Origin of the sequence: Clostridium yunnanense (assembly GCF_016595795.1) — a bacterium.
In the GTDB taxonomy this organism is placed as follows: Bacteria; Bacillota; Clostridia; order Clostridiales; family Clostridiaceae; genus Clostridium_AR; species Clostridium_AR yunnanense.
Genome location: NZ_JAENHN010000064.1, coordinates 84,464 through 106,252, shown reverse-complemented (window position 1 = coordinate 106,252; position 21,789 = coordinate 84,464). Strand labels below are relative to the sequence as shown.

At 31.0% G+C, this 21,789-nt stretch carries 22 protein-coding genes, 1 tRNA gene and 1 other RNA gene; 7 read left to right on the top strand and 17 right to left on the bottom strand.

Annotated features, from left to right (window positions below):
* Nucleotides 1-228: 228 nt before the first annotated feature.
* From JHL18_RS23145 to JHL18_RS23120, 6 genes are all read right to left on the bottom strand, one after another.
* On the bottom strand, nt 229-486 hold the full coding sequence (locus JHL18_RS23145; protein WP_200273700.1) for a pro-sigmaK processing inhibitor BofA family protein: 258 nt from the start codon (nt 484-486) through the stop codon (nt 229-231).
* Between the two features lie 61 nt (nt 487-547).
* Nucleotides 548-814 carry a DUF2508 family protein gene (locus JHL18_RS23140; RefSeq protein WP_200273698.1) on the bottom strand — a complete coding sequence of 89 codons (267 nt, stop codon included), beginning with the start codon at nt 812-814 and terminating at the stop codon, nt 548-550.
* A 1,041-nt stretch (nt 815-1,855) separates the two neighbouring features.
* Nucleotides 1,856-2,452 (bottom strand): recombination mediator RecR, encoded by a 597-nt coding sequence (recR, locus tag JHL18_RS23135; RefSeq protein ID WP_183279661.1) that lies wholly within the window; start codon nt 2,450-2,452, stop codon nt 1,856-1,858.
* A gap of 91 nt (nt 2,453-2,543) precedes the next feature.
* Nucleotides 2,544-2,888, bottom strand: a complete 345-nt coding sequence (locus tag JHL18_RS23130) for a YbaB/EbfC family nucleoid-associated protein (protein ID WP_200273696.1) — start codon at nt 2,886-2,888, stop codon at nt 2,544-2,546.
* A 163-nt stretch (nt 2,889-3,051) separates the two neighbouring features.
* Nucleotides 3,052-4,695 carry a DNA polymerase III subunit gamma/tau gene (gene dnaX / locus JHL18_RS23125; protein ID WP_200273694.1) on the bottom strand — a complete coding sequence of 548 codons (1,644 nt, stop codon included), beginning with the start codon at nt 4,693-4,695 and terminating at the stop codon, nt 3,052-3,054.
* A 139-nt stretch (nt 4,696-4,834) separates the two neighbouring features.
* Entirely contained in the window at nt 4,835-5,746 is a 912-nt protein-coding gene (locus tag JHL18_RS23120; protein WP_200273692.1) for a helix-turn-helix transcriptional regulator, read from the bottom strand.
* A 265-nt stretch (nt 5,747-6,011) separates the two neighbouring features.
* Here JHL18_RS23120 and JHL18_RS23115 point away from each other — a divergent pair, with 265 nt between their 5' ends.
* Both JHL18_RS23115 and JHL18_RS23110 read left to right on the top strand, forming a co-directional pair.
* The gene (locus JHL18_RS23115) at nt 6,012-6,803 is read left to right on the top strand and encodes a thymidylate synthase (RefSeq protein ID WP_200273690.1); all 792 of its coding nucleotides are present in this window, start codon (nt 6,012-6,014) and stop codon (nt 6,801-6,803) included.
* Nucleotides 6,803-7,297, top strand: coding sequence for a dihydrofolate reductase (locus JHL18_RS23110; RefSeq protein WP_200273688.1), 495 nt, complete (start codon nt 6,803-6,805; stop codon nt 7,295-7,297). The genes JHL18_RS23115 and JHL18_RS23110 overlap by 1 nt, the downstream gene beginning before the upstream one ends.
* Nucleotides 7,298-7,406: 109 nt before the next feature.
* Here JHL18_RS23110 and JHL18_RS23105 read toward each other — a convergent pair whose 3' ends face one another.
* From JHL18_RS23105 to JHL18_RS23095, 3 genes are all read right to left on the bottom strand, one after another.
* Nucleotides 7,407-8,057 (bottom strand): superoxide dismutase, encoded by a 651-nt coding sequence (locus tag JHL18_RS23105; RefSeq protein ID WP_274600997.1) that lies wholly within the window; start codon nt 8,055-8,057, stop codon nt 7,407-7,409.
* A gap of 162 nt (nt 8,058-8,219) precedes the next feature.
* Nucleotides 8,220-9,503 (bottom strand): helix-turn-helix transcriptional regulator, encoded by a 1,284-nt coding sequence (locus JHL18_RS23100; RefSeq protein ID WP_200273686.1) that lies wholly within the window; start codon nt 9,501-9,503, stop codon nt 8,220-8,222.
* 36 nt (nt 9,504-9,539) lie between these two features.
* Entirely contained in the window at nt 9,540-10,163 is a 624-nt protein-coding gene (locus tag JHL18_RS23095) for a DedA family protein (protein ID WP_200273684.1), read from the bottom strand.
* Nucleotides 10,164-10,445: 282 nt separating this feature from the next.
* On the opposite strand from JHL18_RS23095, the gene JHL18_RS23090 reads away from it, so the two are divergent.
* Genes JHL18_RS23090 through JHL18_RS23075 form a run of 4 tightly spaced genes read left to right on the top strand, consistent with a single transcriptional unit; the run spans nt 10,446 to nt 13,734 of the window.
* A complete protein-coding gene (locus JHL18_RS23090; protein WP_200273682.1) occupies nt 10,446-11,051 on the top strand; it encodes a TetR/AcrR family transcriptional regulator in 606 nt (201 codons plus the stop codon).
* A gap of 12 nt (nt 11,052-11,063) precedes the next feature.
* On the top strand, nt 11,064-11,804 hold the full coding sequence (locus JHL18_RS23085; RefSeq protein WP_200273680.1) for an efflux RND transporter periplasmic adaptor subunit: 741 nt from the start codon (nt 11,064-11,066) through the stop codon (nt 11,802-11,804).
* An 11-nt stretch (nt 11,805-11,815) separates the two neighbouring features.
* On the top strand, nt 11,816-12,601 hold the full coding sequence (locus tag JHL18_RS23080) for an ABC transporter ATP-binding protein (protein WP_200273678.1): 786 nt from the start codon (nt 11,816-11,818) through the stop codon (nt 12,599-12,601).
* A gap of 2 nt (nt 12,602-12,603) precedes the next feature.
* Nucleotides 12,604-13,734 (top strand): ABC transporter permease, encoded by a 1,131-nt coding sequence (locus JHL18_RS23075; RefSeq protein ID WP_200273676.1) that lies wholly within the window; start codon nt 12,604-12,606, stop codon nt 13,732-13,734.
* Between the two features lie 123 nt (nt 13,735-13,857).
* Here the strand turns inward: JHL18_RS23075 and ffs are convergent.
* The 8 genes from ffs to JHL18_RS23035 all read right to left on the bottom strand — a co-directional run bounded on the left by ffs (nt 13,858) and on the right by JHL18_RS23035 (nt 19,068).
* An RNA gene (gene ffs / locus JHL18_RS23070) (signal recognition particle sRNA large type) lies at nt 13,858-14,121 on the bottom strand.
* 3 nt (nt 14,122-14,124) lie between these two features.
* Nucleotides 14,125-14,214: transfer RNA gene (locus JHL18_RS23065), tRNA-Ser, on the bottom strand.
* 149 nt (nt 14,215-14,363) lie between these two features.
* Nucleotides 14,364-15,143 carry a prolipoprotein diacylglyceryl transferase gene (lgt, locus tag JHL18_RS23060; RefSeq protein ID WP_200273674.1) on the bottom strand — a complete coding sequence of 260 codons (780 nt, stop codon included), beginning with the start codon at nt 15,141-15,143 and terminating at the stop codon, nt 14,364-14,366.
* An 88-nt stretch (nt 15,144-15,231) separates the two neighbouring features.
* On the bottom strand, nt 15,232-15,705 hold the full coding sequence (locus JHL18_RS23055; RefSeq protein ID WP_200273672.1) for a hypothetical protein: 474 nt from the start codon (nt 15,703-15,705) through the stop codon (nt 15,232-15,234).
* 101 nt (nt 15,706-15,806) lie between these two features.
* A complete protein-coding gene (locus tag JHL18_RS23050) occupies nt 15,807-16,550 on the bottom strand; it encodes a TIGR03943 family putative permease subunit (protein WP_200273670.1) in 744 nt (247 codons plus the stop codon).
* A gap of 11 nt (nt 16,551-16,561) precedes the next feature.
* The gene (locus JHL18_RS23045) at nt 16,562-17,464 is read right to left on the bottom strand and encodes a permease (RefSeq protein WP_207753097.1); all 903 of its coding nucleotides are present in this window, start codon (nt 17,462-17,464) and stop codon (nt 16,562-16,564) included.
* A gap of 11 nt (nt 17,465-17,475) precedes the next feature.
* Nucleotides 17,476-18,075 carry a GTP-binding protein gene (locus tag JHL18_RS23040; protein ID WP_200273668.1) on the bottom strand — a complete coding sequence of 200 codons (600 nt, stop codon included), beginning with the start codon at nt 18,073-18,075 and terminating at the stop codon, nt 17,476-17,478.
* A gap of 24 nt (nt 18,076-18,099) precedes the next feature.
* On the bottom strand, nt 18,100-19,068 hold the full coding sequence (locus tag JHL18_RS23035) for a CobW family GTP-binding protein (protein ID WP_200273666.1): 969 nt from the start codon (nt 19,066-19,068) through the stop codon (nt 18,100-18,102).
* A 522-nt stretch (nt 19,069-19,590) separates the two neighbouring features.
* On the opposite strand from JHL18_RS23035, the gene JHL18_RS23030 reads away from it, so the two are divergent.
* Nucleotides 19,591-21,618: a M4 family metallopeptidase gene (locus tag JHL18_RS23030; protein ID WP_200273664.1), complete on the top strand. Its 2,028-nt coding sequence runs from the start codon at nt 19,591-19,593 to the stop codon at nt 21,616-21,618.
* Nucleotides 21,619-21,789: the final 171 nt, after the last annotated feature.

Genomic DNA, 21,789 nt, shown 5'->3' with positions numbered 1-21,789 from the left:
CATATAATAATTCTATAAAGAAGATTTTTTCAGATTCTATATAACATTTTATGAATCTGAGTAAGTTTTAATACATCCCTATAACTATAATATTGAAATTACCGCTCCCATCTATTAATAATAAAAAATCGCTAATGTGTTTTTCATTGGCGATTTTTTTGCGCATCTTCCTCTCCACATATATATGCACTAAAAAACAGGTGTATTTAACCTCACCTGTTTTTTTCTTTAAAGGAATAACTTAAATATTACTAAAAATATAACTCCTGGTATTCCAAAAAAGCCTGCGATTAATGCAGTTATGACATTTATACCTATAGTGAAATGAAAAAACTGTTGTCCAACATAGTTGGTTATTAGAAGCAAAATAACTCCTAATACTCCGTTTATAAGCAGCTTCATCAGTATTTTTAATGGCCATGAAAAAAATCTAACTAAAACAACCAATAAGATTAAACCTATAGCACCAAATATTAATGCATCCATGCTCCCAACCCCTTAATTTATATACATAATTTAAAATTAGTATAAGCCTTTATAAATACACTTATTTACATACTCTTAAATTTAATGTAGTGTCTGATTTTATTCCAAACTTTTTAGCTTCGCTTATAAGAAACTCATATCGTGTTCTAGCTGCTTGTTCAGAAAATATAGCAACTTCTATAAGCTTAGGGTCACTTACATAATTAAATACTTCCCAAGCCCATTCCAATTCTAACCTAGCATCTTCAATCTGCCTTAATAAATCATTTTTTTCCTTTGAAGAGTCAATCTTTTTTTTAACATACTCTAATATAAAATTTTTATTCATACACTCCTCCAAATATGCTTATATTTTATCTAAATTATTTACATATTATGGATTATGTATTCATATATTTGTTAGCTTGTTGAAATTTTTATTACAATATATCAATTTATTTATCTTCGTATTTTATAAAGATACTAGAGATTATCATTATAGTTTTAAAATAGTGATATTATTCCATATTTTACAACTTCAAATAGATTTATACAACTTAATTTTACCTTAAGATTTACTTTTTATGCATCTTCCTTTCTGGATATATAAGAGAAATTTGAAAAGCAAGTAAGCCTTATCTTCCACTTGATAGCTATAAAAGGCTTCTGAAGATATTGAAGTATGTAGCTTTAAATAACTTGAAATTTTTATAATTCCATAAATAGTAAAAAAGATGCTGAAGTAAGATTTAGATAAACAATCATCTCAACTCCAGCACCTATTTAATCACTAATATATCCATAAAATATTTTCTGCACAAAAATCAAATAAAGTTTGCACACTGATGCCCTTCAAACCCTTGAAAAATCTACACAGTTATTTTCTGGATAACTCCAATTATATGCCAATTATCCTCTATAACTTTGTCCAGTTTTCAATTTCTTATACAAAAATCAAGTGAAAAAGTAAATAAAGTATGCTCACGCATAGTCGGAAGGGCCAAGGTTCAAAGTCTATTTCTCTTTAATTTTCTATTCATAATTCTATTCCAAAATCTATTTAAAATCAATATAAAAGCCGTAGGCTGCTACTTTATCTGTAACCTCAGCCTACGGCTCTAATGTCATATACCCTCTAAAATAGCCTCATTACAACCCTTAAATCGGATTTTCGTATAGAATCTTTGAGTGTGCTGCTGACAACTATTTCAGTTGTCGCTGGTACTGAATCTATTTGAATTTCTATTCTAAAATCTATTCAAAATTCTATCTTCCTGAACTTGTACAGGGTTAAAGCCTTAGTCCTTCCCCCTTGATCCTTATCACTGCGTGAGCAGACTTTATTTTTCGTGAGCAAGGTTTATTTGTGGGGGATAACTAAATATCTATATTAAATTTCTTTTCTTCCTTCCAATGCTTTTGAAAGAGTAACTTCATCAGCATACTCTAAGTCTCCACCTACTGGAATACCTGCTGCTATTCTTGTAACTTTAATATCTAGAGGCTTTAATATTTTAGAGATATACATTGCTGTGGCTTCTCCCTCTATAGTAGGATTGGTTGCAACTATTACCTCTTTTATATCTCCCGTCATTCTAGACACTAATTCTCTTATTCTTATATCCTGTGGGCCTCTTCCTTGCATTGGTGATATATTGCCGTGAAGTACATGATATACTCCATTAAATTCTTTTACCTTTTCCATAGTCATAATATCTTTAGGTTGTTCTACAACACAAATCATATTCTTTTCTCTATTTGGATTAGAACATATAGCACAAGGATCTTTGTCTGTATAATTTCCACAGACAGAGCAATATTTTATCGTTCCTCTAGCCTTTACAAGCGCTTTCGCAAATTCTTCTACCTCATCCTTAGGTAAATTAAGTATATGTAAAGTCAATCTTTGAGCAGTTTTATGTCCTATACTTGGTAACTTTGCAAATTCTTCAATGAGTTTCTCTATGGCAACTGGGTAAAAATCCATTTTCTTTCCTCCTCTAATATTTTAGGCATACAGGGGACTGCATCCCTTGTATGCCTAAATAAGCTTTATTATATCTTTCGTAAACTATCTACTAAAATAATCCTGGCATATTTAATCCACCAGTTAGTTTACCCATCTTATTAGCAGTTTCATCTTCTGCCTTTCTTAAAGCTTCATTTACTGCTGATAACACTAGATCTTCAAGCATTTCAACATCATCTGGATCAACAACTTCTGGTTTTATATTTATGCTCTTTATTTCTTTCTTTCCATTAACCTTTACAACTACTGCTCCGCCGCCTACTGAAGCTTCGAATTCTTTGTTTTCAAGATCTTTTTGCATATCTTCCATGTCTTTTTGAAGCTTTTGTGCTTGCTTCATAAGATTATTCATATTTCCTCCGCCGAAGCCTCCTGGAAATCCACCTTTTGCCATTTGATATTCCTCCTTACATTTAGTCTGTATATATTATATAGTATTTTTTTATTCAATACTATATCCTCATAGTTAATATTATGTGTAAAATCTCTAATTGTTTATAGGTATACAAATTAATTTTATTTATAATCCTTTAGATGCCAAGATACTATCAATTATATTATTCATCTAATATCTCTAGAATATCTTCTCCTAATATATCTACTAATATTTCTTCTGTATCTTTAGTGTCTTCTTCACCTTTATTAACCTTATATTTAACCCTCACTTTATCCTTTAATATCTCAGAAAACACCTCGTCTACAGTGCTTCTTACCTCCATTTTTTCCAATCTAACCTTATTAAATGAATACTGTTCTTCATATTCTATGGTTATAATACCATTAGTTACATCCACTGGTTTTCCTGTTAGTAACGAAGCATACATTACCATAGCTCTTCTTGCTTTGAAGCCTTCCATGATATCCTTCCATGCTCGCTTTACATCATCTATAGTAACTGACGAATGCTCATTATGATTAGAATCTTCTTCACTATGATGTATTTCTTGCTGCACTTTAGACGGTTTTAACTTGCTTTTATCTGCAGATATTCCTTGATTCTTTTCATTACTTACTGCACCGGTAGACGCAGATGAAGCTACTCTTATCTTTCCGCTCTTTATGATTTCTTCAAGCTTGTTTATTCTTGATAACAAAACTTCCTTTGAAGTATCATATTCTATTTTACATAACTTAATTGAAGCTAACTCTAGATATATTCTAGCCTGCTTACTTTGTTTAGAGCTCTCCTCAGCTTCTTGAAGTATTCTTATTGCTCTCATTACCTCTTCTACTCTCATCCTTGTAGCCTGTTGCTTAAGGAAAGTAATATTTTCAACAGACATGTCTAATACTTCCTCTGGAGTATTTGTAACCTTCACCATAAGTAGGTTTCTATAATGAGCTATTAAATCTTTTATAAACAAATGTACATCTTTACCAGAAAAAACTATTTCCTCTATTATATTCATGGTTTTCTCAATGTTTCTCTCGACTATAGCATCAGTTATATTAAATAAGTACTCGTTAGTTACAAGTCCTAGCATTGATACAAGACCTTCATATGCAATCTTACCATTTCCCATTGAAATTGCTTGATCTAATATACTAAGTGAATCTCTAAGTGCTCCATCTGAAACCCTTGATATTAAATCTAAACTCTTATCATCAGCATAAACCCCTTGATCTTTTACTATTCGTCTTAAATGCCCTGCTATGTCATCTTTACCTATTCTTTTAAAGTCAAATCTTTGACATCTTGATAAAATAGTTATAGGCAGTTTCTGAGGATCTGTAGTAGCCAGAATAAATATAACATTTTTAGGGGGTTCCTCAAGAGTCTTAAGAAATGCATTTACTGCACCTTGAGAAAGCATATGAACCTCATCCATTATATAAACTTTGAATCTAGCTTCCTGCGGAGGATACTGAACATCATCTATTATATCTCTTATTTTATCTACACCATTATTAGAAGCTGCATCTAACTCTGTTATATCTATAGCAAGACCACTATTGATCTTATTACACATCTCACATTTATTGCAAGGTTCTCCATCATGTAAATCCAAGCAATTTAAAGCCTTAGCAAACACCTTTGCACTTGAAGTCTTACCAGTACCCCTAGTTCCACAAAACAGGTATGCATGTGCTATTCTATTATTTATTATTTGATTTCTTAAAGTTGTTGTTATATGTTCCTGACCTACAACATCTTCGAACTTCTTAGGTCTCCATTCTCTATATAAAGCTGTATATGCCAAGGTTAACCACCTCACTATCATTCCTAAATCCTACTTAATATTATACATCAATGATAGCGATTAAACCAACCATTGTTTATTTCCTATTTAGGAATATATAAATTATATATATATATTAGTAATACATATGTTTATTTTATTACTTATACTTATTTAAAATATTTCTCACTCTTTCTAGAATTATTTCTTTAATATGGCTTGGCTCTATTATTTCAACTTTATCTCCAAAGCTTAAAAGCATACTATAAACCCACTCATCTTCTGGATAGCTAACCGCAACCAGTATATCTCCATCTTCTTGTAAACTCATTTCTTCAATCTCAAAATAATCATCCAATCTATTCATACATGAAGGATGAAACTTTAGTTTCAAATCAATATAATTACTTTCCTTTTCTGTAAGAACATTATGATTTTCGATATTCTTCGGCACAAACGCATTTTCAGTCTTTTCTAGCTCACCTATCCTTGTAAGCTTAAATAACCTAAAATCTTCTCTCAATTTACAAAATCCATAAACGTACCAAGTATTAACTTTTAATATCAAGGTATGAGGTTCAATTTCTCTGTCTGTTCCTTTACCATTTAGATCTACATAGTAAAACTTTATGGTACACTTCATATCTATTGCATCTCTTATTAATGATACCTTTGTTTTAACTCTTTTTGAGTTTCCCCAATGAGAAAAATCCATTATAAAATTCTTGTCTATATTAATATTTTCATTAACCTTAACAGCTTTTAATTTTTCAGTCATACCTTTCACCACAGGATCATCATAGACATTTTCTAACCCCTTAAGTAACTTTAATAGTAAATCATATTCCTTTTCAGTTACAAAATTATTATCTATCTTATAACCTTCTAATATTTCATATCCACCTTCATATCCCTTATATGAAACTATAGGTATGCCTGCAATATTTATTGCATCTATATCTCTTTGAACAGTTCTCACTGACACCTCAAAAAATTCTGCTAATTCTTTAGCTGTAACTCTTTTTTTATTTATAAGCATCATAATTATTGTAATTAATCTCTCAATCTTCAAATCTTCATCCCCTTTACTAACTAGCCTTTTAAATTTTATATATTTAACAATAAGTATGTATATGGTAACATCATAAATTAAAAACCTATACATTCTTCAATAGTTCCATATTATAGGATTATTTATCATTTTTAAAGCTCATATTAAAAGAGTAAAATATATATAAAGATTAACTACTTCTATATTAAATCTATTTTCAAAACTCCTACTGGTTCTGAGAGGAGAATTTGAAATATAAGTTATATCTAAATCACAGGAGGAAAATATGAGTATTTATGATAAAAAATATCTTTCTATTGTAGAAGATATTCTGGAAAATGGCTATCTTGATAATAACAGAACTGGTGTAAAAACATATAAACTCCCTCACCAAATAATGCAATTTAATTTAGAAAAAGAATTTCCTATCCTAACAACAAAGTTTGTAGCCTTTAAAACTGCGGTTAAGGAATTATTGTGGATATTCAAAGACGGTTCCAATGATGTAAGAAAGCTTCAGGCTGAGAATGTTCATATATGGGATGAATGGATGCTGGATGATGGAACCATTGGTACTTCCTATGGTTGGGTTGTAAAGAAGTTTGATCAGATAGATAATCTTATTGAAACCTTAAAAGATAATCCTCAAGATAGGAGAATGATGATAAACCTATGGCAGATCCCATACCTAAATGGAGCACCCCTTCATCCATGCTGCTTTTTAACTATGTGGGATGTCACTGATGGAAAACTTAACTGCATGCTAGTGCAAAGAAGTGGAGATATGGGACTTGGAGTTCCCTTTAATTCTAGCCAATATGCTGTATTAGTACACCTTATAGCACAAGCTACAAATCTAAAACCCGGTTTATTTACACATGTTATAAATAATGCTCACATATATGAAAACCACGTTAACGGGCTAAAAGAACAACTTTTAAGAAAAGATTCTTCTTATGCTGCACCTACACTTTGGATAAATCCTGAAATTAATAATTTTTATGATTTCACAGCAGATGACATTAAATTAATAGATTATAAACATCATTCAAAAATAAATATGGAGGTGGCAATTTAATGCTTTCTATAATAGCAGCTATATCAGAGAATGGAGTAATAGGAAATGATAATGACCTGATCTGGCATCTTCCTGCCGATCTTAAGAGATTTAAAAGAATAACTTCTGGACATACGGTTATTTTGGGACGAAAAACCTTTCAATCTCTTCCAGGTGTTCTTCCAAACAGATATCATATTATTATAACAAAAGATAAAAACTTCTTTATTGAAGACGAAAATGTAGAAGTGGTTAATTCACTTGACGAAATTATTACTAGATTTTCTAACACCGAGGATGAGGTTTTCATAATTGGCGGAGGGGAAATATATTCACAGCTTCTTCCTTATACAAATAAACTTTATATAACTAAAGTAAAAAAACACTTTGATGGCGATACCTTTTTTCCAAATATAAATTATTCGGATTGGAACATTATAGAGCAGGAAATTGGCGTTGAAGATGAAAGGAATACAATACCTTATGAATTTATTTCTTTAATTAGAAAAAGATAAGAAGTTAAAATTTCATAACTTCTTAGGCAGTAAAAACTTAGCTGTATCAATATAAGATTATTTATATTGATACAGCTATTTTTCATTTCACCAATAGATAACCTGACTTTTAACTTTGATTATATAATTCTTCAGCTTTATCCCAGTTAACTACATTCCACCAAGCATCTATGTAATCTGCTCTCTTATTCTGATATTTTAGATAGTAAGCATGTTCCCATACATCTAATGCTATAATTGGCTTAAGACCTAAAGGTATCGGAGTATCTTGATTTGGTGTAGAAACTATAGATAGTTTTCCATTACTATCCTTCAATAACCATGCCCAGCCTGAACCAAACCTATCCAAAGCAGCTTGTTTAAATTCCTTCTTAAAGTTAGCAAAAGATCCAAAGTCCCTGTCTATAGCTTTCATTACATTTCCTTTTGGATTACCACCTTTGTTAGGCGCCATTATGTTCCAAAAAAACGTGTGATTGTAGTGTCCCCCAGCATTATTTTTTACAGCCTCTCTAATATCACTTGGTAGTGCATTAAGAGAAGACAATAGTTGCTCTAAGGACTTACCATATAGCTCTGGATACTTATCTAGTGCTTTATTAAGATTATCTACATAAGCCTGATGATGCTTGTCATGATGTATCCTCATAGTCTGCTCATCTATATATGGTTCAAGTGCCTTATAATCATATTTTAATGGCGGCACCTCAAATTTTTTCATATTTTGCTCAAACGCGCTAGCACTAATAGAAAAAATCATTACAATTAATAAAGTTACAGATATAATTTTTTTCAAAAAAAACACCTCCTGTTTATGAGAGTAGTATTCTCCTACAAGTGGTGTTTTATTATTTAAATATGTGATATTCTCCAAATATATGAAATAAAGCGTTGGAAATTAAACAAACCTTATTTTAATATCTTAATGATTTTCAATAGAGCTACCTAGCTGAGCTAAAAGCTTTATAGCCTCTTCGGTATTCCCTCTTCTTAATTCAACCTCAACTAATTTCGTTAATGCATACTTTCTACCATCATCTATACTATTTTTATCTAATACACTTAAGAAAGTTAGAGATGTATCTTTTATCTTTTCAATATCTTCTATAGATTCATATATATTAATCAAGTCCTTATATGTATCAAAAAGAATTGAATAATTGCTGTATTCTTCAGCCATATTCATAGCTAATTCCATTATCATCATACTTTCATCTACAAGTCCTTGTTTAAAAAACACTTTACCTTTTATATTTAATACATAAGGAAGAGTACTCTTATCTGTTCTATTTTTTATTTTTTGAGCTAAATTTATGTATTTTATACTTTCCTGTAGTTCATCATTCTCGTAATAATATTCTCCCAGATTGCTATACAACATAGCTAGCAAATATTGATCTTCTTCTGCAAGTTCTTCTATTATTAAAAAATAATCTGCTATAGCTTCTTTTCTTTTACCTTGTTTATAGAATGAATTTGCTTTCAAAACTCTTGAATCTATCTTCAAGCTACGGTCAATGTTATCATTAAACATAACGTACTTGTCCAAAATTTCTATACTCTCGTTATATTTCTGCATATCAAAATATGTGAGAGCAAGATTATAGCTAGTATTAACAAAGCAATCTTCATCACCTAACTCTTTAGCGTAATATAAAGCTTGATTAAAATAAAATATAGCATCATCATATTCATTTCTTTTCAACTTACAAACACCCATCTGCTTATAGACATATGTCTGTAAATCCTTTATCTTTAGTTCTTTAAGTTTTCCTAATGAATTTGAATAATTTATAAATGCTTTTGAATAATCCACTTCTTCAAAATACTTATCTGCATCTTTTTTATATATTTCAGCAGTTATATCGTCTAAATTAAATTCGCTAGATATAAGCAATAATTCTTCAAATTGCCCATGTCTATTATTATCTTTCATTAATTCGTTACTACAATAGACCCTAGCATCTTCATAGGGCTCTCTAGAAAAATAGTCATCATCTAATTTTAGTTCTAACCCTAACTCTCTTCCCTTTTCATTAAACTTCTCAGCTAGTATCTTTGAGCTTGATCTACTTACTCTTCTTTTACCGCTTTCCATCATACTTATGAATGCCCTAGTCATATTACTATCTTCTAGTTCTGCTTGATTCATATGAAATCTCTTTCTCATAAGCCTTATCTTTGCACCAGGATCGTAGAAATTCAAATTAATCACCTCGTATATGTTAAATAAATATATTTATTATTCTTCTGTAACGGTTTTCCTTCTTCTATTTATAATCCAATATCCAATCAAACCTACAACTACAACCACCACTATATAATCTGCAATATGTAACCATGAACGAATCTTAGTCCAATTTTCCCCCATCATATATCCAGCATAACCTAAAATTACACTCCATATTAAGGACCCAACAAAAGTATAAAATACGAATTTCTTAAAATTCATTTTGCTTATTCCTGCTGGTAAGGATATAAAAGTTCTTATTATAGGCAAAAGCCTCGAAAAAAATGCTATCTTCTCTCCGTATTTATTAAAATAATTATCACTCATCTCTAAATGAGATTTTGATAACCTTAACTTTTCTGCATATTTTTCTACTAAAGGCCTTCCCCCTTTAGCCCCAATATAATAAATAAATACTGATCCAAAGGTTCCACCTAAAGTTCCAGCTATTATAACTAAGATAAGGTTTAGCTTTTCGCCAGTATAGGCACTTGAAGCTAGGTATCCTCCAAAAGGCAATATAGCTTCACTTGGTATAGGAATACATGCACTTTCTAATGCCATCAACGAAAAAACACCAAAATACCCAAGTTTGCCCAAAACATATATAGCCCAATTTACTATGAATTCTATCATCTATTATCTCCTTATGCTCAAATTTAACAAATATTCTAGAAATATTATGCCACAAACTTTAGTTTTAATCAAAGAATATAGGATGATTATGTATAAATTTTATTATTAGATACCTCTATTTTCAATTATTACCCATTATATACCATAAAATTCTTAAATTCCTAGACTTACAAACAAATATAAATTAAATTTTTGTAAAACAACTATATAATTGCTGTTTACAAAATTAATAAAAAGGAATAATATAAAAGTGAGTAATCACTCATTTTAAAGGAGGGTATTATGGTTCGAGAAAATAAAGAACAAATAATTTTGGAAGCTGCTATAAAGATTTTTTCAGAAAAAGGTTTTAGTGCTGCAACAACTAGTGAAATAGCTAAAAGTGCAGGAGTGGCTGAAGGTACTATATTTAGATACTTCAAAACAAAAAAAGATTTATTATCTGGCGCTATGGTAAAACTTGTTACAGTTTTTAGCGAAATGTTTATAACCTCGAGGATTAACAAAATTCTTAAAGATCATGAAGGAATGGATCCAAAAATTACATTAAAAGCTATTGCTAAAGATAGATTAGATATAATAGATAAACACTGGGACTTAATTAAAGTAGTTATTACAGAATTGCAGTTTCATGGGGATTTAAGAGATTCATTTTTAGAGAATATGGCTTCAAAAGGAAAACTACTATTGGAGCACTTTATAAAATCAGGTATATCTAACGGTGTATTTAGAGATATTAATCCTACAATAGCCGCACGAGCATTAGTAGGCACTCTTGGCATTTACATCGTTCAAAGACAGCTGATTCCAAGCATCGTAAATATGGATGATGATGAGCAAATTGATATCATTATAGATCTGTTTTTAAACGGCTTAAATAAAAAATAGGAGGATTGTAAAATGATTAAAAAAGCTATTTCTTTTATTTTATTATTAACAACACTGGGTCTAGCAGGATGTAGCACAAATAAAACTTCCAATAACAATATTTATACAGGCACCGTAGAATCAGAGGACTTTAATATATCCTCAGAAGTAACTGGAAAGATAAATGAGATTACCCTATCAGAGGGTTCTCTAATAAAATCTGGTGATAAGATCGTCCAAGTAGATTCAAAATCTTATGAAATTCAAAAACAACAAGCTGAAGCAGCACTAAAAATTGCTAAGGCAAAGGAATCCGGTATACCTGACACCGCAAAAGCTTCTATTAAGGATGAAGCCCAAGGCGCAATAGATCAAGCTCAAGCATCTGTGGATTTAGCAAAACTGCAAATTGAAAAAACATCTATAACTTCTTCTATCGATGGTACTATAACTGCCATATTGGTCCATAAGGGTGACCTAGTTACTCCAGGAACAAATGTTGCAAAAGTTACTGATTTAAAAAATAAATATATAAAAATATATATAGAAGAATCTAAGAGAAATAAGATAAAACTAAATAACTCCCTAATCATAAAATTTAATGATAAAACAGAAAAAGGTAAGATAACTTATATATCAGAACAATCTGAATTCACTCCAAAAAATGTTGAAACTAAAGATGATAAAGAAAAGACATTATTTGAGGTAAAACTAAAACTCGATGATAACAGTACAGCTACTCCAGGACTTATAGCCGATGTTATTCTAGAATAGAGGTGATATATATGAATGCTATTGAAGTTACTGGTTTAACTAAAAAATTCGGAAACTACACTGCTGTTGACAATATAAGCTTTGAGGTACCAGAAGGAAAGATATTTGGATTTTTAGGGCCAAATGGTTCTGGCAAATCAACTACAATAAGAATGCTTTGTGGGGTGCTTACTCCTACTGATGGATCTGCTCGAATACTAAATTATGATGTTACGAAAAATGTTGCGAAAGTAAAACAGAATATAGGCTATATGTCTCAAAAATTTAGCCTATATGAAGACCTGACCGTTAACGAAAATCTAGACTTTTACGCAGGTATCTACGGACTTACAAGTAAACAGAGAAATGAGCGGAAAAAAGGTATAATCTCTATGGCTGGCTTGACCGGAAGAGAAAATGTACTAACTAGGAATCTATCAGGTGGCTGGAAACAAAGACTTGCTTTGGGATGCGCTTTAATTCACAAGCCTAAAATATTGATCTTGGATGAGCCTACTGCTGGGGTTGATCCAGTATCTAGAAGAATATTCTGGCAAATGATATTTACCCTAGCTAAACAAGGTATAACAGTGCTAGTCACAACTCATTATATGGATGAAGCTCAAAGCTGTGATAATATAGCCTTTATATTTAATAGTAAACTCATAGCTTTAGGTACTCCTGAAGAACTTATAAAACAAGAAAACGCCTCTAATTTAGAAGATGTATTTATTAAATATGTGGAGAAATCAACTAATCAAAAAGTTCAATCATCTTTCGAAGATTTAAAATTCTTAACTGGTGAAGAGAGGTCTTAACTATGAATATGCAGAGATTTTTATCCATAGTAAAAAAAGAGTTCATACAAATAAAAAGAGATAAAGCAAGCTTTGCTATAGCAATAATGATGCCTCTTATGATGATATTATTATTTGGTTATGCTGTAGTTACTCAACTAGAGGATATTTCTATGCTTGTACTGGATCAAAGCAACACTGCAGAAAGCAGAGAATTGATAAAAAGCTTTGAGAATACTTCTTACTTTAAGGTAGTAGGAAAAGTTCAAAATGTAGATATCATTGATGATTCTATTAATAATGGAACTGCACATTCAGCTCTAATAATACCTCCAGACTATTCAGATAAAATTGCTAAGCATGAGAAGCCTACTGTTCAATTTATCGTAGATGGATCTGATCCAACCACAGCAAGAACAGCTTTTAGCAGTGGTGTGATGGCAGCGCAAAATCAAAGTTCTAAGTTGATAGAAAAGGTAACCTCTAAAACACTTCTCACTAATAATACATCTGGTATAGCCATAAGTACTAAAGTTCTCTTTAATCCAACACTGAGAAATCAGAACTATACTATCCCTGGGCTTATAGGACTTATAATGCAAAATATAACTATAATACTGACTGCTTTCGCTTTAGTTAGAGAAAAAGAAAGAGGTACCATAGAGCAACTCATAGTTTCTCCTTTGAAATCTCCTGAAATAATTTTAGGCAAACTTGTTCCATATATAGTTATTGGATTTGCAGACTTTATATATGCATTAGCTTTAGGTATATACTGGTTTAACGTACCTGTTGCAGGAAGTATTCCACTACTAATATTCTTAGGTTTCGGCTTTGTTATCTGTGCTTTAGCAATAGGCATATTGATATCCACTATAGCTAAGACGCAGCTTCAGGCTATGCAAATGGCATTCCTTGCGCTTCTTCCAAGTGTCCTACTATCTGGATTTGTCTTTCCAAGAGAGGCTATGCCTAAGGTAATACAGTATATAGGCAATGTTATTCCATTAACTTATTTCTTAAATATAATAAGAGGCATTGTTTTAAAAGGCTTAGCCATAAATTATTTAATTCAAGATGTAACGTTATTATTTATACTTGGTTTAGCTCTACTAACACTTAGCATAGTAAGATTCAGAAAAAAATTAGATTAGCTTATTTTTTTCTCACAATAAAAGATAATTATCCACAAATTTAATTGCGTTATAATTTTCTAAAAAGTCAAAAAAGCCTTTCAGTATATAAATACTGAAAGGCTTTTACATTCAGATTAAAAGTCGTGCACCTCATGTCGACAATAATCTATGAGCGTTACCCATGCAGTTAGCTCAGGCCAGGCTGCTCCACGGCACACGACAGGAACCGCTTATCGCTGCTTCCTTCCGGACCTGACGAGGTTCACGGGCTGCCGTTGCGTGGGACCCAGCCATCAACACCACTTACATGGGGCAGGCCTCACAGATTAAGGCCTCGATGAGGAATTCAACCCTGCTGTAGCGGATTGCAGGTACAGGGCACCGCTAACTCCCCGTCTAGCACGACTATGGCGGACAGAGGGGGATTCGAACCCCCGGTAGAGTTTCCCCTACACACGCTTTCCAGGCGTGCTCCTTCAACCACTCGGACATCTCTCCATACTATTGATGTAATCTGAATCTATATTATTTAGTTGTCACGATTTTTATTATATCTGTTTATATAAAATTCGTCAACAGACAAATTTTATCCTTTATTAGTATACGTTGTTTAAAAATGAGGCATATAGATAATGCCCCATTATCTACTAATAAAATATTCCCTTTTTTCTTCTCACTATTGCAGTTATCATAATTATACCAAAAATTACGCATAGCCCACTAACTACTTGAGCAGTTCTTAGTCCAAAAGCCATATAAAGACTATCTGTTCTTAATCCTTCTATAAAAAATCTTCCTAAAGAATATAAAATCATATAACTACCAAGTACTATACCTTTATGATTGTTCTTTCTCTTATAAAGTATAAATAGTAAAATCAAGCAAACTAAAATATTCCATAAAGATTCATATAAGAAGGTTGGATGATAATAAGCTCCATCTATAAACATACCCTTTTGTATAAAAGCAGGAAACTTGCTTATAAATTCCTTAGTAACCTCTCCACCGTGGGCTTCACCATTAAAGAAATTGCCCCATCTTCCTATAGCTTGAGCTAATATTATTGAAGGCGCAGCAATATCTGCGAACTCAAAAAAATCAAGCTTTTTTATCTTTGTATATATAAGTGCAGTAACTAGGGCAAAGATTACCCCTCCGTGAATTGCAAGACCACCTTGCCTAGTGTTTATTATCTGATTTAAGTTGTTTTTATAATAATCAAATTCAAATATTACATAGTACAATCTTGCTCCTATTATAGCCATTGGGAAAGCTATGATAAAAATATCCATAAGTTTATCGAAGTCTGTTCCTTTTAGTCTGCATGTGAAGTAAGCTAATGCTAATGCCGAAAGAACTCCAAATGAAATTAAAATACCATACCATCTTATGTCAAGTCCAAATATATTAAATGCAACTGGATTCACTATAACCCCTCCTCTTTAAAATACATAGCCAAAGTTTATATTAATTTTATCATAAAATCAATAAAACTGTTAACTATTATTTTATGAACTAATTTATATCTTTTAGGGTATCTATAAGCTTATCCGCTTTTAATAAATCCTTTACTGTAATATTGTAATATCCTTCTGTTGAACCAAAAAATACATATGTTGATTCGATTTTATCTGAAGACTCAATAGGAAACAGTAATCTATCGTAAGTTATAGCATGCATGAATCCTTTCTTAGATCTGTACGACTGCGGTCGGTTATATACAAACTCTAAAGACTCAGAACTATTTTTTATAAAAGCTTCTTTTTCACTATTACTTATAGCGGATTGAGCATTCCTTATAGTGAATCTTTTATTTGTTAATGATAATATCTCCTTATATCGCTTATCTTGTCTAGATACAGTTATTGACTTCTTCATTTTATGAACGACTATTTGATCTGGCTTAGGTATAACAGGATAAACACTTATAGATATTAAAGATATTATAAATAGACAAAAAACTATCCATACAAATTTTATTTTTTTCATCTTAACCTCATCATGTTTCCGCTGATAATAATCAATTTATTCTAATTACTTTAATATCGTAATTAAATTACTGAGATTAACCTCTAATTACATATTTAATTCTAATTTTGATATATATATTGATTAGCAGGTTTTTTGGTAACTTCAAAGCTATCAGCTTTGATAATAGGAACTTCAATAAGCTTATTACCTTCATAAACTGTGGTACTACTTAATGTACCTTTAATCTGAACCCATTGCCCATCATATATTTTATCAAATTGAGATATAACTTTTATACCAATAATTTGAGAATCTGCCGCACAGCAACTCATTACACTCCTAGCTATTATAAACTCATTTTTATTCATACTCTTATTCTTATAAACAAGTCCTTCTGTTATAACTTGACGCCCCTTAAACTTATTTATATTTTTTTCTATATCTTCTAAATAGCAATAATAATTTTCACCAATTAATTGTATTACTCCCTCAGGAATCTTATCAAAATGATGATGATTATCTCCGGTTACATCCCAATAGCTTCTGGTTGAAAGCTTTATCCCCTTTAAATTTATACCTTCAGTTCCCATATCTTTGTTTGTAGCCAATCCTATTGCAATAATAGCAGCCATAAATATAAAGTAGTCTCTTCTTATTCCGCCTCTATCAGGCACCGTAAATATCTTAAAAAATTGTATACATGCTATAACTAAAAGTACTCCTACTGCGAAGGCCAAATATTTATTCATCTTAGGATGCACAAAATTAGCTATATTAGATGTTCTTAAAAGATACATTAACAGTATGGAGCTAAGCACCAAAATTAAAAACCATATCAGTTCATTTATGTTAAATTTCTTCATAGCTTCCCCCCCTAATATATTAAACAGGCAGCTATAAAACAAAGTGAAAATATGCAGAATAGCAGCTTAAATACAAAACTTTTCTTAAATGTTGAAAATAGCATTACTGTATTTTTTAAATCTATCATTGGACCAAGAATCAAAAATGACATAACTGCTCCTAAGCTAAAACTACCTAAAAATGTACTTGCAACGAATGCATCAGCTTCTGAACATAATGATGATAAAAATGCAAAAAGCATCATTACTATTATAGATAGGGGGATATTTTGTCCAACCATAGTTAGCTTGTCCCTCGGGATGAGTACTTGACATAATGCAGCTAATGCAGCACCAATTATGAAGTACTTTCCTATATCATATAATTCTTTGGATGAATGATTTAGAATGGTTAACAACTTTGATTTATTGCTTTGATATCCACTACATCCGCAATTACATTTATCTTCTACAAAAAAACCTCTTTCAGATAGAACATTTGAATCGCCGTTTAATATGTCTATTATATATCCCACTGCAATTGCTATTATAAGACCAAATCCAGCTCTATAAAGTAATACTTTTATACTCCCATTAAAGGCATAATAAGTAGACATCAAAACAACAGGATTTATTATAGGAGTTGCAAGCATATATGTTACAGCAACATTTAACGGCACTCCTTTTTTTATTAAACCTCTTCCAATTGGTACTGTTGCACATTCACATACTGGAAATATCATTCCTACTAAAGCAGCTATTACTCCACCCAATATTTTATTCTTAGGTATTACTTTTTTTATAAGCTGTTCATCTAAGAATGTTTGTATAAAGGCAGATACTAGTGCACCTATTATTATGAATGGCAATGCTTCTAAAAATATGCTAGCAAAAATAAGCGAAAAATATTGAACTATTCCAATAATATTATTCATTTTAATCCTCTTTAAACAAATTTTTTAATTATAGAGCAGTTTCTTACATCTTCATCAAGATTAATGGAGCTATGACATCTCAATATATGTGCATGAAGATTTATATCTTTTAATATCTGTTCTAATTCTTCTGTTTTCTTTAATCCTACAGAATCACAATTATTTAATACTATTAAATCAGCAGCTCTAAGATTTGGAAGTATAAGAGATGACATGTTCTTTAAAAACATATTCATTGTCATACAATCAACTACTGTGATTATCCCTGTAACCTTTATCCTTTTTCTTAAACTTTCTGAATTTAAGAAACTTAAAAATTCATCTAGATTACAAACTCCATTACATTCAATTACAATTCTCTTTGGTGCGTGAAAGTTTATATTATTTAAAAGACTTTTATAATCTAGATCTTGATTATTTTTATATTTCCTTAGTACAACCTTTTTCTTGTTTAATAATTCATCAGACAGTTGGGCTCTGCCGTTTTCACATTGTATTATTAGTATTTCAGTTCCCTCTTTTTTTGATATATCTATAAAGGACTGGAGAAACGATGTTTTTCCAGCACTCAAAAAACCAGTAATAAGTTCTACTTCAATTTTCTTTAGCATTATTCCCTCCTAAAACGATTGATTTTATAGATGAGAAGAAAATAGTTCTTCTATCATTGGTCTATTTAGATCTATACCTATTACAGATATCCTTCTTGAATCTTTAGCTTTTATATAATTTATATTTATATAGTCATTAATGTAATCAAATTGAATCCAATTCTCATCAGTCAATTCAACAATTCCTTTAGCCCTTATAATAAGTCCAACAACTCTTTCATCCTTCAATTTTTCTAATACAATTTTAATTTCATCAACTGTAAATCTATCTGTAATTTCTTTAGACCAAACTTCAAATACATCCTTTGCATCACTATTTGTAGATATTCTAGAATCTCTTATGACATGAGTAATATTTAAAGTTTTTCTTGCCTGATTAGAGTCTCTCATTAAATCTTCTAATCTTTGTTCACAAACAGTGAGTATTCTTTGAGAAGATAATCGCTCCCACGGAGTTGTTATTATAGAACATCGTGGATTTATCTTTCTTATCGCCATCACTACATGAGTAAATTCCTGATCACTAGTATTTTGGGTTCTACTAAGTATTACAGTTCTCGCATTAACTATTTGATTTGTATAAAACTCTCCGAAGTTAGTTATATACATATCAAAGTTTTTTATATCAACTACCACAGCCTGGATATTTATTTTCTTATTAGCTAAGGCACTACATGTCCTAATAAGCGAAACCACTTTTGATAACTTAGCTACACCTGATGGTTCTATAATTAATCTATCCGGATTGTATTCTTTTAATATGCTACCAATACTTTTAACAAAATCATCAGCTATACTACAACATATACAACCGGATACAAGTTCTTTTACTTTTATATCATTTTCACAAAGTAAAGCACCATCTATACCCACTTCACCATATTCATTTTCTATAATTACTACTTTTTCCTTATATAACTGTTCGCTAATGAGTTTTTTTATCAAAGTAGTCTTACCTGACCCTAAGAAGCCTGAAATTATGTCAATCTTCATTTATAATGTCCCCCTTATATATTTCTTAGGAAATAGAAGGCTTAAATATAAATTAAGCTTAAAATTTATATATCTATAATTACCATTTTATTACCTTAATAATTATATTCATCTTATGTAATTATTTATACTAATCTAATGGATTTTAAATTACATATATTATTAAATCTAAAGTTTATACAAAAACATTATGTAACCTAATTATTTATATAAATCTCTTGTTTTCTGTTTTGCACATCATAATGTTAACAAATATAATTACTTTTTGTAAACATAAGATAAATAAAGCTTTTGCTAAATCCATAAAGATATTTTCATTTTTTAACCAATTTCTCATTAAAATGGAACTTTATATATTTGTTTGAAAGATATAATATAAATTAAACTCTTTAATCTGTTAACTTAAACCATTGCATTACTGTGGTTTAAATATTCTCTGGCCAAGAATTTTGGGGCAATAATTCTGGTTTAAGGGGCATTTATTTAGGGTTATAAACAAACATATAAAAAGGGGGAACTAAAATGAAGAAAAAAATCATATCATCTCTAATAGCTTTATCAGTAGTTACCACATACGCAGTACAAGCTAAAGCGTTAGAACCAAGTATTAATACTAATGATAAAAAAGCAGAAATAATGGACAAGCTTTCAAAATTAAGTGAAGGAAAGATAAAAACTGATCTTCATAAAAGCAATGAAAAGAATGGAAAGCTTCAAGTCTTTGTTTCTGGAAAACTTTCAGAAAAGCAGAATATTGATGAGAAGTCTGCTTTAACCTTCCTTGAAGAGAATAAAGACTTACTTTCTGTAAAAGGTAATTCTAACAACTTTAAGATTCTTTCTCTAAAAAAAGATGAACTCGGTTTTACCAATGTAAAAGCTGTTCAATTAATGAATGGCACACCAGTGAGAGGAGCAGAAATCTTAGTTCAATTTAATAAAGATGGTGTTGTATCTAACATATCTGGTTCAGTTGCTAATGATATAGAAGCTCCAAAAACATTAGCTAACAGCACTATTACAGATAAACAAGCTATAGATATTGCAAAAAAACAATTCAAATTTGATACTTTAAAGAAAGAACCAACTGTAGAAAAACAAGTAATAGTATTAGAGGGAAAAGCTTATGACACATATAAAGTTAATATCTACTATACAAATCCTGAGATAGCCAACTGGGATGTATTTGTTGACACAAACTCAGGAAGTGTAATTGATAAGCAAAGTAAGATAAGATTTGATGGAGCTACTACTGGAACAGGAACTGCAGTAGATGGAAGCTCTAAGCCATTAAACTTATATCTTTCTGGATCATCTTATCAAATGATTGATACTACTAAACCAATGACTGGTCAAATAAAGACTTATACCGCAAACAACAAACAAGTACAGCCTGGTACTATAGTATCAAATACATCTTCTACTTTTAACACAACAGCCTTTAAAGCATCTGTAAGTGCTCATTACTTTGCAGGAGTTGTTTATGACTTCTATAAAAACCTTCTTGGAAGAAATAGTATAGATAATAACGGTATGTCAATAATCTCAACAGCTCATTATGACAATGCTTATAATAATGCTTACTGGGATGGCACTCAAATGGTTTATGGTGATGGCGATGGTACTACCTTCACATATCTTAGTGGAGATTTAGACGTTGTCGGTCACGAACTAACTCATGGAGTAACTGAATACTCAGCTAATCTTAATTATCAAGATGAACCAGGTGCTTTAAACGAGTCAATGTCTGACGTGATGGGAGTATTAATACAAACTTATGACAGATATAATGTTAAAGGTGGTGGAACATGGCAGTTTAATTCATCAGATTGGGTAGTTGGAGATGATGTTTATACTCCAGGAACTCCTGGTGATGCATTAAGAAGCTTAGCTAACCCTACATTGTATGGTCAACCAGCTACCTATAGTAATTATGTTCATACTACTAGCGATTACGGCGGAGTTCATACCAACAGTGGTATAACTAATAAAGCAGCATACCTTGTGGCTCAGTCTCTTGGTTGTGAAAAAACCTCTAAGATATACTACAGAGGATTAACCACCTATATGACTGCATCAACAGACTTCCTTGGCGCTAGAAATGCTCTAGTAAAAGCTGCAACAGACTTATATGGTGCTTCTAGTGCAGAAGTAACAGCAGTAAATAATGCATTTACTACTGTTGGAATAGGTGCTACATCTGTAAGCGATCCATATGAACCAAATGATTCTACAAGTCAAGCTTATGCTATCACTTCTGGTACAACTTATAGTTCATATATAGGCACATCTACTGATAAAGATTACTATAAGTTAAGCGCTACTGGCGGAAAGGCTATAAGCATAAGTTTAACTAACTTACCAAAGGATTATGACTTATATCTATATAATAGCAGTGGTACATTAGTTGCCAAATCAACTAATGGCTCTACAACTTCTGAAAGTATAAGCTACACACCATCCACTTCCGGCACATACTATGTACTAGTCTTTGGATATAACAGTGCTTATAGCACTGCTACTAAATACAATTTAAAAGCTACTTTTTAAGTTGTAAATATAATAAAAAGGTCTCTTAACAGTAAAAAACCGCTAATGTATTTTCATTAGCGGCTTTTTTGCCTACTTGCGCTTCTTTATATGAGTGCAAGAATTAGTTAGGCAAATAACTTGTATTTTCTCTTTGATAGATATATTACTTCGTAATAAAATTTATATTCC

Excerpts from the sequence above, each read along its gene's own strand:
- JHL18_RS23145 (WP_200273700.1), bottom strand. The coding sequence starts at position 486 with ATGGATGCATTAATATTTGGTGCTATAGGTTTAATCTTATTGGTTGTT.
- JHL18_RS23140 (WP_200273698.1), bottom strand. The coding sequence starts at position 814 with ATGAATAAAAATTTTATATTAGAGTATGTTAAAAAAAAGATTGACTCT.
- recR (WP_183279661.1), bottom strand. The coding sequence starts at position 2,452 with ATGGATTTTTACCCAGTTGCCATAGAGAAACTCATTGAAGAATTTGCA.
- JHL18_RS23130 (WP_200273696.1), bottom strand. The coding sequence starts at position 2,888 with ATGGCAAAAGGTGGATTTCCAGGAGGCTTCGGCGGAGGAAATATGAAT.
- JHL18_RS23115 (WP_200273690.1), top strand. The coding sequence starts at position 6,012 with ATGAGTATTTATGATAAAAAATATCTTTCTATTGTAGAAGATATTCTG.
- JHL18_RS23110 (WP_200273688.1), top strand. The coding sequence starts at position 6,803 with ATGCTTTCTATAATAGCAGCTATATCAGAGAATGGAGTAATAGGAAAT.
- JHL18_RS23105 (WP_274600997.1), bottom strand. The coding sequence starts at position 8,057 with ATGATTTTTTCTATTAGTGCTAGCGCGTTTGAGCAAAATATGAAAAAA.
- JHL18_RS23095 (WP_200273684.1), bottom strand. The coding sequence starts at position 10,163 with ATGATAGAATTCATAGTAAATTGGGCTATATATGTTTTGGGCAAACTT.
- JHL18_RS23090 (WP_200273682.1), top strand. The coding sequence starts at position 10,446 with ATGGTTCGAGAAAATAAAGAACAAATAATTTTGGAAGCTGCTATAAAG.
- JHL18_RS23085 (WP_200273680.1), top strand. The coding sequence starts at position 11,064 with ATGATTAAAAAAGCTATTTCTTTTATTTTATTATTAACAACACTGGGT.
- JHL18_RS23080 (WP_200273678.1), top strand. The coding sequence starts at position 11,816 with ATGAATGCTATTGAAGTTACTGGTTTAACTAAAAAATTCGGAAACTAC.
- JHL18_RS23075 (WP_200273676.1), top strand. The coding sequence starts at position 12,604 with ATGAATATGCAGAGATTTTTATCCATAGTAAAAAAAGAGTTCATACAA.
- JHL18_RS23055 (WP_200273672.1), bottom strand. The coding sequence starts at position 15,705 with ATGAAAAAAATAAAATTTGTATGGATAGTTTTTTGTCTATTTATAATA.
- JHL18_RS23050 (WP_200273670.1), bottom strand. The coding sequence starts at position 16,550 with ATGAAGAAATTTAACATAAATGAACTGATATGGTTTTTAATTTTGGTG.
- JHL18_RS23045 (WP_207753097.1), bottom strand. The coding sequence starts at position 17,464 with ATGAATAATATTATTGGAATAGTTCAATATTTTTCGCTTATTTTTGCT.
- JHL18_RS23040 (WP_200273668.1), bottom strand. The coding sequence starts at position 18,075 with ATGCTAAAGAAAATTGAAGTAGAACTTATTACTGGTTTTTTGAGTGCT.
- JHL18_RS23035 (WP_200273666.1), bottom strand. The coding sequence starts at position 19,068 with ATGAAGATTGACATAATTTCAGGCTTCTTAGGGTCAGGTAAGACTACT.
- JHL18_RS23030 (WP_200273664.1), top strand. The coding sequence starts at position 19,591 with ATGAAGAAAAAAATCATATCATCTCTAATAGCTTTATCAGTAGTTACC.